At 71.4% G+C, this 12,447-nt stretch carries 10 protein-coding genes and 1 tRNA gene; 3 read left to right on the top strand and 8 right to left on the bottom strand.

Features of this window, described 5'->3' with window-relative positions; genetic code table 11:
• The first annotated feature begins 5 nt into the window (after positions 1–5).
• A complete protein-coding gene (locus PSESU_RS04920) occupies positions 6–881 on the top strand; it encodes a filamentous hemagglutinin N-terminal domain-containing protein (RefSeq protein WP_013534665.1) in 876 nt (291 codons plus the stop codon).
• A gap of 27 nt (positions 882–908) precedes the next feature.
• Here the strand turns inward: PSESU_RS04920 and radA are convergent, their stop codons facing one another.
• Together radA and PSESU_RS04910 are read right to left on the bottom strand one after the other, a co-directional pair.
• On the bottom strand, positions 909–2,303 hold the full coding sequence (gene radA / locus PSESU_RS04915; RefSeq protein ID WP_041764495.1) for a DNA repair protein RadA: 1,395 nt from the start codon (positions 2,301–2,303) through the stop codon (positions 909–911).
• A gap of 126 nt (positions 2,304–2,429) precedes the next feature.
• A tRNA-Thr gene (locus tag PSESU_RS04910) sits at positions 2,430–2,505 on the bottom strand.
• 160 nt (positions 2,506–2,665) lie between these two features.
• On the opposite strand from PSESU_RS04910, the gene PSESU_RS04905 reads away from it, so the two are divergent.
• Positions 2,666–3,013: a hypothetical protein gene (locus PSESU_RS04905; protein ID WP_013534663.1), complete on the top strand. Its 348-nt coding sequence runs from the start codon at positions 2,666–2,668 to the stop codon at positions 3,011–3,013.
• Positions 3,014–3,052: 39 nt separating this feature from the next.
• Here the strand turns inward: PSESU_RS04905 and PSESU_RS04900 are convergent, their stop codons facing one another.
• Entirely contained in the window at positions 3,053–3,619 is a 567-nt protein-coding gene (locus PSESU_RS04900) for a DUF488 family protein (RefSeq protein ID WP_013534662.1), read from the bottom strand.
• Positions 3,620–3,691: 72 nt separating this feature from the next.
• The gene (locus PSESU_RS04895) at positions 3,692–4,600 is read right to left on the bottom strand and encodes an ADP-ribosylglycohydrolase family protein (protein WP_013534661.1); all 909 of its coding nucleotides are present in this window, start codon (positions 4,598–4,600) and stop codon (positions 3,692–3,694) included.
• A gap of 121 nt (positions 4,601–4,721) precedes the next feature.
• On the opposite strand from PSESU_RS04895, the gene PSESU_RS04890 reads away from it, so the two are divergent.
• On the top strand, positions 4,722–7,019 hold the full coding sequence (locus tag PSESU_RS04890) for a DUF3772 domain-containing protein (protein WP_013534660.1): 2,298 nt from the start codon (positions 4,722–4,724) through the stop codon (positions 7,017–7,019).
• 51 nt (positions 7,020–7,070) lie between these two features.
• Here the strand turns inward: PSESU_RS04890 and ispH are convergent, their stop codons facing one another.
• The 4 genes from ispH to PSESU_RS04870 are packed head-to-tail and all read right to left on the bottom strand — an operon-like array spanning position 7,071 to position 12,376.
• Positions 7,071–8,021, bottom strand: a complete 951-nt coding sequence (gene ispH / locus PSESU_RS04885; RefSeq protein WP_013534659.1) for a 4-hydroxy-3-methylbut-2-enyl diphosphate reductase — start codon at positions 8,019–8,021, stop codon at positions 7,071–7,073.
• Between the two features lie 55 nt (positions 8,022–8,076).
• Positions 8,077–8,592 (bottom strand): signal peptidase II, encoded by a 516-nt coding sequence (gene lspA, locus PSESU_RS04880; RefSeq protein ID WP_013534658.1) that lies wholly within the window; start codon positions 8,590–8,592, stop codon positions 8,077–8,079.
• Complete coding sequence (gene ileS / locus PSESU_RS04875; RefSeq protein WP_013534657.1) at positions 8,583–11,429, bottom strand: isoleucine--tRNA ligase; 2,847 nt, start codon at positions 11,427–11,429, stop codon at positions 8,583–8,585. The genes lspA and ileS overlap by 10 nt, the downstream gene beginning before the upstream one ends.
• Positions 11,426–12,376 carry a bifunctional riboflavin kinase/FAD synthetase gene (locus PSESU_RS04870; protein ID WP_013534656.1) on the bottom strand — a complete coding sequence of 317 codons (951 nt, stop codon included), beginning with the start codon at positions 12,374–12,376 and terminating at the stop codon, positions 11,426–11,428. Before PSESU_RS04870 ends, ileS begins: the two co-directional genes overlap by 4 nt.
• Between the last annotated feature and the right edge of the window lie 71 nt (positions 12,377–12,447).

Raw genomic sequence — 12,447 nt, 5'->3', positions numbered from 1 at the left:
CCGCCATGCGCCCGCCACGCACCGCCTGGATCGCCGCCCTGGCGCTGGCCATCGGCCTGGCGCTGCCGGTCGCCGACACGCCGGCCCAGGAACGCGACGCACTCCCCGAACAGGGCCGCGTGGTCTCCGGCAAGGCCGAACTCAGGCGCAAGGAGCGCAGCCTCACCGTCACCCAGCGCAGCCAGCGCGCGATCCTGGAGTGGCGCAGCTTCGACATCGGCGCCGATGCCAGCGTCACCTTCGTCCAGCCCTCGCGCTCGTCGGTGGCGCTGAACCGCGTGGTGGGCGGCAAGCCCTCGATGATCGCCGGGCGCCTGTCCAGCAACGGCCATGTGTTCCTGGTCAACGGCGCCGGCGTGATGTTCGCGCCGGGCGCGCAGGTGGACGTCGGCCGCCTGGTCACCACTGGCATGGACGTGGACGACGACGAGTTCATGGCCGGCAACGGCCTGTTCGAGGACGAAATCGGCGGCCTGGCACCCGTGACGCCGGCCGACGGCGGCCTGCCGCCCGCGCTGCGGGTGGCCGATCCCGCGACCGACGATGACATCGCCGCTGATGCCGAAGGCGAGGCGCCGTCCGGCTGGCTGACCCTGGACGCCGGCGTCGGTGGCCTCCTGCGCATCGGCCTGGAGCCTGCGCAGGTGCAGGCGCTGATCGAGGATGGCGGCCTGCGCGAGGAAGGCGAGGACCTGGTGCTGTCCGAGGAAGGCAGCAGCGCGCTCGCCTCCAGCGCCGTGGCCATGGGCACCGCGCCGCAGGCCCGCGGCGTGGCCGTGCGCGATGGCCGCCTGCTGCTGGTCGCCACCGCTCCGGCGAGGAACACCGCCGCGGCCGGGACGCCGCACCCGCCGGCACGGCCGCGGCCGTCCCTGCCCTGACGGCGCTACGCGCGCCTGCCCGGCTCCTCAGGCGTGCTCGAGGGCGTCGGCCAGGCGCTCCACCGCGATCACTTCCAGGTCCTTGTACTTCGTGCCGCTGCGCGGCGCGTTGGCCTTGGGCACGATCGCCCGCCTGAAACCGTGCGTGGCCGCCTCGCGCAAGCGCTCCTCGCCATTGGGCACGGGGCGGATCTCGCCGGACAGGCCGACCTCGCCGAAGGCGATGGTCTTGTCCGGCAGCGGCTGGTCGCGCAGAGAGGACAGCACCGCCAGCAGCACCGGCAGGTCGGCCGCGGTTTCCTGCACGCGGATGCCGCCTACCACATTCACGAACACGTCCTGGTCGCCGACCGCCACGCCGCCATGCCGGTGCAGGACCGCCAGCAGCATGGCCAGGCGGTTCTGCTCCAGGCCTACCGCGACCCGGCGCGGGTTGGACAGCGGCGAGGAATCCACCAGCGCCTGCACCTCCACCAGCAGCGGCCGCGTGCCCTCGCGGGTGACCATCACGCAGCTGCCCGGCTGGCGCGAACTGCCGGAGAGGAAAATCGCCGACGGATTGGGCACTTCCTTCAGGCCCTTCTCGCCCATGGCGAACACGCCCAGCTCGTTGACCGCGCCGAAGCGGTTCTTGAACGCGCGCAGCACGCGGAAACGACTGCCGCTCTCGCCCTCGAAGTACAGCACCGCGTCGACCATGTGCTCGAGCACGCGCGGGCCGGCGATGCCGCCTTCCTTGGTGACGTGGCCGACCAGGAACACCGCGGTGCCGGTCTCCTTGGCATAGCGCACCAGGCGCGCGGCGCTCTCGCGCACCTGGCTGACCGAGCCGGGCGCGGCGGTGAGGGTCTCGGTCCACAGGGTCTGCACCGAGTCGGCCACGATCAGGCGCGGCTTCGCTTCGGCGGCGTGGTGCAGGATCGACTCGACCCCGGTCTCGGCCAGCGCCTGCAGGTTGTCCAGCGGCAGGTCCAGGCGCACCGCGCGCCCGGCCACCTGGGCCAGCGACTCCTCGCCGGTGACGTACAGCGCCGGCAGCTGCGCGGCCATCTTCGCCACCGCCTGCAGCAGCAGGGTGGACTTGCCGATGCCCGGATCGCCACCGACCAGCACCACCGCGCCCTCGACCAGGCCGCCGCCCAGCACCCGGTCCAGCTCGCCGATCCCGGTGGACACGCGCACCTCGGCGGCCTGGCTGACGTCCTTCAGCGCGGTGACCTTCGGCGGATCGACCTTGCCCGCCCAGCCACCGCGGCGCGCCGCGGGCGTGGCCGGGCCGGGGCCGGAAGCCGGCTCCAGCACCACCTGCGACAGCGAGTTCCAGGCGCTGCATTCGCCGCACTGGCCCTGCCACTTGCTGTACTCGGCGCCGCATTCGCCGCAGACGTAGGCGGTGCGCGCCTTGCCCGTCGTCTTCGCCATGGCCATCCGTCGTCCGTTCATCCAGGAGGCCGGCAGGATACCCGCCGCGCATCGCGCCGGCTGAGACGCGCGGCCTTCCGGAGCCCGGAAAGACGAACGCCCGGCACAGGGCCAGGCGTTCGGGATTGGTGCCGGAAACAGGAGTCGAACCTGCGACCTACGCATTACGAATGCGCCGCTCTACCAACTGAGCTATTCCGGCATGCCGGACGCTGGCGCGGCCGGGGGCGCGATTCTAACCGGTCCGGCGCCGCGCAGGCCAGCGGCGGGGCCCGGCAAGGCCCTGCCCCGGCAGCCGTCTCGTCCCGTGCGACCGGCCTGCGCAATCTTCCCGCCCCGGACATGAGCAGGGGAGACAAGCGATGCACTGGGGAACGATCGCCATCCGCGGGCTGTGGCCGGCCGCCTTCCTGATGACCGGGGCCACGACCCTGGCCCTGCTGGCGCGGACGCTGGACGACGCGGGCAGCGGTGGGACCTTCAGGACCATGGCGGACTGGATCTTCATTGCCGGCTGGATCGCCGCGGCGGCGTGGTCGGTGCTGTTCGTGCTGCGGCTCAGGCGCTGGGAAGCGGGCAAGGGCCCGTTCTGCCGCAGCTGCGCCGGCCCAACCGGCTTCGTGCAGCAGGGCCGGGTCGTGTTCGGCCAGCGCCTGGCCGACTACCGCCGCTGCTACAACTGTGGCCGGACCACGCCGGAGCTGCTTTGAGCGGCAAGCCCGCTGTTCCTGACCGCGCGACCGGCTCCGTCAGAACAGCCCCGCCTGCCGCGGCGGGTAGACGAGGTCCTCCCCTTGGGCACGGGCATCGGGATTCCCGGGATGGGGCTGGGCCTGGCGGGCGTCGACGATGTGCAGCACCTCCCAGCAGCGGTGCTGCAGCAGGTCCGAGATGAGCCGGCGGTGGCAGCGCCACCACACCGCCTCGGCGCACATCAGGGCCGTGCGCGTGGTGGCCGCCAGGTCCAGCGCCTGGGCCAGCCCGTCCGCGAATTCCGCGCTGGTCATATGGTCGGCGTAGCCCTGGAAGGCGGCGTTGCGCCAGGCGCCATTGGGCGAATCGGCCTGCGGCTGGCGGCGTCCGCCCAGCTGGGGCAGCCAGCGGTAGGCGATCCCGGCCTGCGGCAGCCCTTCCGCCAGCGCCTCGCTGGCGAACCACGGATAGCGGCGCGAGCCCGGATAGCGGCGTACGTCGGCGATCGCACCGATGTCGTGCGCGCGCAGCAGCTCGAGGAACGCGTCCCAGTCGCGGGTCGAGTGGCCCACGGTCCAGATCGTCCGCGCCTGGCTGTCGCCGGATTCGGTCTTCTGCGCCACTTCCTGCTCCCGTTGCCTGCATCCAGCATCGACCGGACGCGGTGAACACGGGGTCGGCTGGTAGGAAACGGCTCAGGCGGCAGCTGCGGCGTGGGCGTGGATGCGCGCTGCCAGCTCGCTGATGTACTCACGCATGCTCAGGCGTTCGAGCCAATGCGCGGGAATCCCGTCCACGCCATACAGGGCGCCTGCCACCTGCCCGGCGATGGCGGCGGTGGTATCGGCGTCGTCGCCCAGGTTGGCGGCCAGCAGCACCGTCTCCTCGAAGCTCGACGCCTGGTGGACGCACCACAGCGCCGCCTCCAGGGACTCGATGCAGTAGCCGGTGCCCTGCACCTGGTCGCGGCCATGCTGGAGGAAGGCTCCATTGGCGATTTCCGCCACGCGCGGCACGTATGCGTCCTCCGCCGCGCCTTCCAGCAGCCCGTCCCGGCCCTGTCCTGCCAGGACGTTGCAGATCACCCGTGCCAGCAGGCGGCAGCAGTCCACCGCCTCGTCGGCGGCGTGGGTGGTCTTCGAGCTGAGGGCCGCGTGCTCCATGGCTGCCGGCACGTCCGGGGCAAACCACAGCACCACCGGTGCCAGGCGCATGATCGAGCCGTTCCCGGCCATCATCGGATCGTTGCTGTCGGCGATGAGGTCGCCGTTGCGTTCGTGGAAGTACAGCGCCCCTGCGGTGATCGTGCCGATGTCGAAGCACTCGCCGGTCGGACTCAGGTAACCCTCCTTCCACCAGCGGGTATAGCGCTGCAGCTGGTCGCGCATGTCGAAGCCATCGCACTCGACCAGGCTCTCGGCCAGGCACAGGGCCATCGAGGTGTCGTCGGTCCACTGCCCAGGCTCGAGTTCGAAGGGGCCACCACCGACCATGTCGGTTACCGGCTCGAAACTGCCGCGCGGCTGGAATTCCACCGTCGTGCCCACCGCGTCGCCGCAGGCCAGCCCCAGCATTGCCCCCAGGTAACGCTTCCGAAGCTCCATTCGTCCCCCTCCGTTGGAAACCGGATTGTGCCCCACCGGACGGCCGGCTCGCGGTGCCCGGGGCCCAGCCATCGCAGGCGCGGTGCTAACGTAACCGCCTTCCATGGCTCCCCTTTCCTCCATGCGCCGGACCTCCTTCCTGCTGCGCCCGTTCCTGCTGCTGTGCCTGTTGTTCGTCGCGCTTCCGGGGCTGTGCGAGGACCCGGACGTGGACAAGGGGCGACGCCAGCTGGAGACCATCTCCGCGCAGCTGGAGCGCTACAGGGACGACGCGGCGTTGGCAAAGGCCCGCGAGACGGTGATGGGCATCCAGGCCGAGGCCCAGGCGCTGATCGACAGCCGCTCGCCCGAGCTGCAGAGCCTGGACGCGCGCCTGGCCGAGCTGGGCGAGGTCGCCGACGGACAGGCCGAAGCCCGTGACGTGTCGCGCGAGCGGCGCACGCTGCAGGACCAGCGCGCGGCGGTCGATGCGGAGCTGCGCCAGGCGCGGCTTGCGGTGGTCGAAGGCAGCCAGCTGCTGGAGCGGATCGCGGCCATGCGCCAGCAACGCTTCTTCGGACTGCTCTCGGAACGCACCACCCCGCCGTGGCGCCCGGCCTTCTGGCGCCAGCTGGCGGCCAGCGCGCCGCGCGACAGCAGTCGCCTGGAGCGGCTGTGGCAGCAGACCCGCGATGCCAGCCTCTCCCACTGGAAGGAAGCCGGGATCCAGCCGCTGGTGAGCCTGGTCGTGGCCGGGCTGGTGCTTGCCGGCTCCTGGCTGCTGCGGCTGCGCCTCACCGGCATGGCGGCCACCCGGGTGCCCGCGGGCCGACTGCGGCGCTCGGCCCCGGCCATGCTGCGGGTGGTGCTGGCGCTGGTCGCCTCGCTGTGCGCGATGCAGCTGCTGCGTGGCGCCCTGCTGCCGGACAACCCGCCTGCCGCGGTCGCCGCAATCGCCAGCCGGGTCGTGGCGCTGGGCGTGTTCGTGGCGGTGGCGACCTCGCTGGGCCGTGCCCTGCTGAGCGTCAGCCGGCCCTCGTGGCGGCTGCCGGCGATCTCCGATACCGGTGCGCGGGCGCTGCGGATCTTCCCGCTGCCGGCGGCGCTGCTGGTCGCGCTGGCCAGCCTGGGCCAGGAGATCGTGACCCTGGCGCGCACCAGCCTGGACCTGGCGGTCGCCTTCACTGGCCTCTCGGCGGCGCTGTGCACGGCGCTGGTGCTGCTGGTGCTGGTGCGGATCCAGCGCCTGCAGCCGCTGGCGCAGGACGCCGACACGCCGCAAGGCCACTTCCGCCCGTGGATGAACGCGGCGGTGAGCCTGGGCTGGGTCGGCAACGGCATCGCCCTGCTCGGCCTGCTCACCGGCTACGTGGCGCTGTCGGCCTTCGTCGGCATGCAGATGATCTGGGCGGTGATGGTCGCCGCCGCGGCATGGCTGACGATGCGCTTCATCGATGACCTGGTGTGCGCGGTGCTCACCTCGCGTGGTGCGGCCGGCAAGCGCATGAACACCCGCTTCGGCATCGCCCCGCACCTGGTCGACCGGGTTGCCGTGCTGCTGTCGGTGGTGTTGCGCGCGGTGGTGGCGCTGTTCGCGCTGATCGCGCTGGCGATGCCCTGGGGCGCCGGCGGCACCGACCTGGTCGACCGCACCATGCAGCTGCTGCGTGGCATCACCATCGGCGAGCTGGTGCTGAGCCCGGGCAACATCGTCCGCGCGCTTGTGGTGTTCGCCGTGGCCAGCCTGCTGCTGCACCTGTTCCGGCGCTGGCTGGTGCGGCGCCTGCTGCCGACCACGCGCATGGACGAAGGCATGCGTGCCTCGGTCGCCACCCTGGTCGGCTATGCCGGCATGGTGCTGGCGATCGCGATGGCGCTGGCCGCCATCGGGGTGGGCCTGGAGCGGATCGCCTGGATCGCCAGCGCGCTGTCGGTCGGTATTGGTTTTGGCCTGCAGGCGATCGTGCAGAACTTCATCTCCGGCCTGATCCTGCTGGCCGAGCGCCCGGTCAAGGTCGGCGACTGGGTTGTGGTGGGCGATGCCGAGGGCGACATCCGCCGCATCAACGTGCGCGCCACCGAGATCCAGACCGGCGACCGCACCACGGTGCTGGTACCCAACTCCGAGCTGATCACCAAGGCGGTGCGCAACCGCACCTACGCCAACGCCGAGGGCCTGGTGAAGATCGTGCTGCCGATGCCGCTGTCCACCGACGCTGAGCTGGTACGCAGCCTGCTGCTGGAGGTGATGCGCGGCCATCCCGGCGTACTCGACGCACCGGCGCCGGGCGTCACACTCGACGGCGTGGACGAGCGCAACCGGCTGCTGTTCAACGCCACCTGCTACGTGGCCACGCCGCGCCAGGCCGGCGGTACCCGCAGCGACCTGCTGTTCGAGGTGCTGCGCCGGCTGCGCGAGCTGCGCATCCGCATGCTTTGAAGCCGGGTGTCGTGGCCGCGGCAGCGCCGCGGCACGGTGCCTTCGCGCCGGTCAGTCGACCAGGCGCAGGCGCAGTTCCTTGGGCAGGGCGAAGACCATGTTCTCCGGCTCGCCATCCAGCTCGGTGACGCCGGCCGCGCCCAGCTCGCGCAGGCGCGCGATCACGCCGTCCACCAGCACCTGCGGCGCCGAGGCGCCCGCGGTCAGGCCGACGTTCCTCTTGCCCGCGACCCAGGCCGGGTCGATCTCGTGGGCGCCGTCGATCAGGTACGACTCCACGCCCTCGCGCCGCGCCAGTTCGGCCAGGCGGTTGGAGTTGGAGCTGTTCGGCGAACCCACCACCAGCACCAGGTCGCAGCGGTGCGCCAGCTCGCGCACGGCGTCCTGGCGGTTCTGGGTGGCGTAGCAGATGTCGTCGTTCTTCGGGCCCTGGATGGCCGGGAAGCGGCGCTGCAGTGCGTCGATGATGCCGCGGGTGTCGTCCACCGACAGGGTGGTCTGGGTGGTGTAGAACAGGTTCTCCGGCTGGGCCACCTGCAGCGTGGCGACATCCTCCACGCCCTCCACCAGGTAGATACTGCCGCCGCCGCACTGGGCGTCCCACTGGCCCATCGTGCCCTCGACCTCGGGATGGCCGGCGTGGCCGATCAGGACCACGTCGCGGCCGGCACGGCAGTGGCGCGCCACCTCCAGGTGGACCTTGGTCACCAGCGGGCAGGTGGCGTCGAACACCTTGAGCCCGCGCTTGGCGGCCTCGTTGCGCACGTCCTTGGACACGCCGTGGGCGCTGAAGATCACGGTGTTGCCGTCCGGGACCTCGTCCAGCTCCTCGACGAATATCGCGCCGCGGGCGCGCAGGTCGTCGACCACGAAGCGGTTGTGCACGACCTCGTGGCGCACGTAGATCGGCGCGCCCAGGGTCTCGATGGCGCGCTTGACGATCTCGATCGCGCGGTCGACGCCGGCGCAGAAGCCACGGGGATTGGCGAGGATGACGTCCATGGCGGGGATTATCCGTTATTCGGGCGGCGCCGGCCGGGCACCCGGCCGGCGGGGTTCAGGTACCGGCCTTGGGCGAACGCGCGCCGACCAGCCCGAACAGGGCGATGCCGATCGCGCCGCCGACCACCGCGCAGTCGGCGATGTTGAACGCCGGCCAGTAGTAGTCGCGCCAGTGCCACTGGATGAAGTCGACCACGTGGCCATGGACCATGCGGTCGATCACGTTGCCCACGGCGCCGCCGATCACCAGCGAGTACGGCAGGGCCTGGCGCCAGTCGCCGCGCGGCGTGCGCCACAGCCACCAGCCCATCAGCCCGCTGATGGCGAACGCCAGCACGCTGAAGAACACGATCTGCCAGCCGCCGGCGTTGGCCAGGAAGCTGAAGGCCGCGCCGGTGTTGTAGGTGCGGTACCAGTTCCAGAAGCCCTCGATCACCGGCACCGGGGTGAACTCCGGCAGGCTGGAAAGCACCCAGGCCTTGCTCCACTGGTCGAGGAGGATGACCGCCACCGACAGCAGCAGCCACGGCAGCGCGTTGGGACGCGGGGCGGGACGCGTGCTCAGAACCACCTCCGCACTTCGCCGGGGCCTTCGATGTTGGACGCGCAGCGGCCGCAGGCTTCCGGATGGGCCGGGTTGGCGCCGACGTCGTCGCGGTAGTGCCAGCAGCGCACGCACTTGGGCTTGGTGGTCGGCTGCGCGGTCACGAAGATGTCGTCGGTCTGCGCCGGCACCACGGTGACGTCGCCGCTGATGAACAGGAACCGCAGTTCATCGGCCAGCGGCTGCAGGTGGGCGGCGGTCTCGGCGCCGGCGGTCACGGTGATCTCGGCCTCCAGCGCGGCGCCAATCTGGCCGTTGGCGCGCATCGGCTCCAGCACCTTGGCCACCTGCTCGCGCAGGGCCAGCAGGCGGTCGAACTCGGCCGCGCCCAGCTCGGCGTCCGCCGGCATCGGGGCCAGGCCCTCGTACCAGGTGGCGAACAGCACGTTCTCCTCGCGCTGGCCGTCGGCGGTGTCCTTCGGCAGGTAGCCCCACAGCTCGTCGGCGGTAAAGCTCAGCACGGGCGCGATCCAGCGCACGAAAGCCTCGGCGATGCGGTACATCGCGCTCTGCGCGCTGCGGCGGCCGCGCGAGTCCTCGCCCATGGTGTACAGGCGGTCCTTGGTGACGTCCAGGTACAGCGAGCCCAGGTCCACCGAGCAGAAGTTCAGCAGGGCCTGGACGATGCCGGCGAAGTCGTAGCGCTCGTAGGCCGCCTTGACCTTTTCCTGCACCTCCCAGGCGCGGTGCACGATCCAGCGGTCCAGCGCGACCATGTCCTCCAGCGGACGCAGGTCGCGCGCCGGCTCGAAGCCGTGCAGGTTGGCCAGCAGGAAGCGCGCGGTGTTGCGGATGCGGCGGTAGGCGTCGGCGTTGCGCTTGAGGATCTCCTGCGACAGCGACATCTCGTTGGAGTAGTCGGCCGAGGCGATCCACAGGCGCAGGATGTCCGCGCCCAGGGTCTTCATGATGTCCTGCGGCTCGATGCCGTTGCCCAGCGACTTTGACATCTTGCGGCCGTGCTCGTCCACGGTGAAACCGTGGGTGAGGCACTGCCGGTACGGCGCGGCCTTGTCGATCGCCACGCCGGTCAGCAGCGAGGACTGGAACCAGCCGCGGTGCTGGTCCGAGCCTTCCAGGTACAGGTCGGCCGGCTTGCCAAGGCCGCGCTCGAGCAGCACCGCCTCGTGGGTCACGCCCGAATCGAACCAGACGTCGAGGATGTCGGTGATCTTCTCGTAGTCGCCGGCCTCCTCGCCCAGCAGCTCGGCGGCATCCAGCGAGTACCACACGTCGATGCCGCCCTGCTCCACCCGGTCGGCCACCTGGCGCATCAGCTCGCTGCTGCGCGGGTGCGGCTCGCCGGTCTCGCGGTGCACGAACAGCGCGATCGGCACGCCCCAGGTGCGCTGGCGCGAGATCGTCCAGTCCGGGCGGCCCTCGACCATGCCGGCGATGCGGGCCTTGCCCCACTCGGGATACCACTTGACCGTGTCGATGGCGGCCAGCGCGTCGGCGCGCAGGTTGGCCTGCTCCATCGAGATGAACCACTGCGGGGTGGCGCGGAACGCGATCGGGGTCTTGTGGCGCCAGCAGTGCGGATAGCTGTGCTCGAGTTTGCTCGCGGCCAGCAGCACGCCGGCCTCGCGCAGCACCTCGACGATGACGTCGTTGGCCTTCCAGATGTGCCGGCCGGCCAGCTCCACGCCGCGCGCGGCCGGGGTCGACGGCAGGTACACGCCGCGGCCGTCGACCGGATTGAGCTGGGCCGCCGTGTACTTCTCGATCAGGCCGTAGGCCTTGCCGACCACGTAGTCGTCCTGGCCGTGCCCGGGCGCGGTGTGGACCGCGCCGGTACCGTCCTCGGCCGACACGTGGCCGCCCAGGATCACCGGGATGTCGCGCTCGGCGTAGAACGGATGCGCCAGCAGCTGGTGCTCCAGCGCGGAGCCGGCGGCGCGGCCGTGCACGGTCACGCCGGCCACGCCGTAGCGCTGCAGCGCGCGCTCGGCCAGCGCGTCGGCCAGTACCAGCCAGCGCCGGCGGCCGTCCTGTGCCGGGCCTTCGACCAGGGCGTATTCCAGGTCCGGACCCAGCGACACTGCCAGCGAGGCCGGCAGGGTCCACGGGGTGGTGGTCCAGATCGGCACCGCGACCTCGACGCCTTCCGGCAGCTCGACGCCGAAGGCGCGCGCCACCGCCTGCGGATCGCGTGCCAGGTAGGCCACGTCGATCGCCGGGGAGACTTTGTCCTGGTACTCGATCTCGGCCTCGGCCAGGGCCGAGCCGCAGTCGAAGCACCAGTGGACGGGCTTGACGCCGCGGGTCAGGTGGCCGTTGTCCACGACCTTGGCCAGGGCGCGGATCTCATTGGCCTCGAAGCGGAAGTCCAGGCTCTGGTACGGGTTGTCCCAGTCGCCGATCACGCCCAGGCGCTTGAAGTCCTTGCGCTGGATCTCGATCTGCGACTGCGCGTACTCACGGCACTTCTGCCGGAATCCGGTCGCGTCGAGCTTGACGCCGACCTTGCCGTACTTCTTCTCGATCGCGATCTCGATCGGCAGGCCGTGGCAGTCCCAGCCCGGGATGTACGGCGCATCGAAGCCGGCCAGGTGGCGCGACTTGACGATGATGTCCTTGAGGATCTTGTTGACCGCGTGGCCCAGGTGGATCGCGCCGTTGGCGTACGGCGGGCCGTCGTGCAGCACGAACAGCGGGCGGCCCTTGGCGCGGGCGCGCAGCTTCTCGTAGAGGCCTTCGGATTCCCAGCGCGCAAGGATGTCGGGCTCGCGCCGCGGCAGGTCGCCGCGCATGGGGAAGTCGGTGGCGGGCAGGTGTAGGGTGGCTTTGTAGTCCTGGCTCACGCCGTGGCTCGCAGTCGTTCGGATTCGGAAAGGATGGCGCGGGCCTGTCCGGCGTCGCGCTGCATCTGCACGGTCAGGGCCGGCAGGTCGGGGAATTTCTCTTCGTCGCGCAGTTTGGCGACGAACTCGACCTCGATATGGCGCCCGTAGAGGTCGCCGGCGAAGTCGAACAGGTGCGCTTCCAGCAGCGGCTCCACGCCCTCGACCGTGGGCCGGGTGCCGAAGCTGGACACCGACGGCCACGGCTGCGCGGCCACGCCGTGCACCCAGGTCGCGTAGATGCCGGACAGCGCCGGCGCCTTGGGGAAGCGCAGGTTGGCGGTCGGGAAGCCGAGGGTGCGGCCAAGCTGGCGCCCGCGCACCACGCGCCCGCCGATCGCGTACGGCCGGCCCAGCAGCAAGCCGACCCGGGCGAAGTCGCCGGCCACCAGCGCCTCGCGGATGCGGGTGCTGGAGACGCGCTCGCCCTGCACTTGCACCGGCTCGATCTCCGCGGCCTGGAAGCCCAGCTCCGCGCCCATCGCCTGCAGCAGGGCCAGGTCGCCGCCACGGCGGTTGCCGAAACGGAACTCCGGGCCGATCCAGACCTCGCGCGCGCCCAGCCGCCCGGCCAGCACGCGGCGGACGAAGTCTTCGGCCGGCATCGCCGCCAGCGCGGCGTTGAAGCGCAACAGTCCCAGGTGATCCAGCCCCTGGTCCAGCAGCAGGCGGATGCGGTCGCGCGGCAGGGTCAGCCGCGGCGGCGGGTTGCCACGGGCGAAGAACTCGCGCGGCAGGCACTCGAAACTGAGCCCCACCGCCGGCACGTCCAGCGCGCGGGCGCGCGCCACGGCATGCCGCACCAGCGCCCGGTGGCCCAGGTGGAGGCCGTCGAAGGCGCCGATGCAGACCACGCTGCCGCGCGGGCACAGCGACCCGCCATCGACGTCACGGAACAGCCTGCTCATCTGCTTGGGTATGACCTTGGACGCCCCGCGGCGCCAGCAGGCGCCGGCCCGGGGCCGAGCCTGCAAGTATA

The sequence above is a fragment of the Pseudoxanthomonas suwonensis 11-1 genome (assembly GCF_000185965.1).
Classification (GTDB): domain Bacteria; phylum Pseudomonadota; class Gammaproteobacteria; order Xanthomonadales; family Xanthomonadaceae; genus Pseudoxanthomonas; species Pseudoxanthomonas suwonensis_A.
This window is presented reverse-complemented; position numbering and strand designations above follow the sequence as displayed.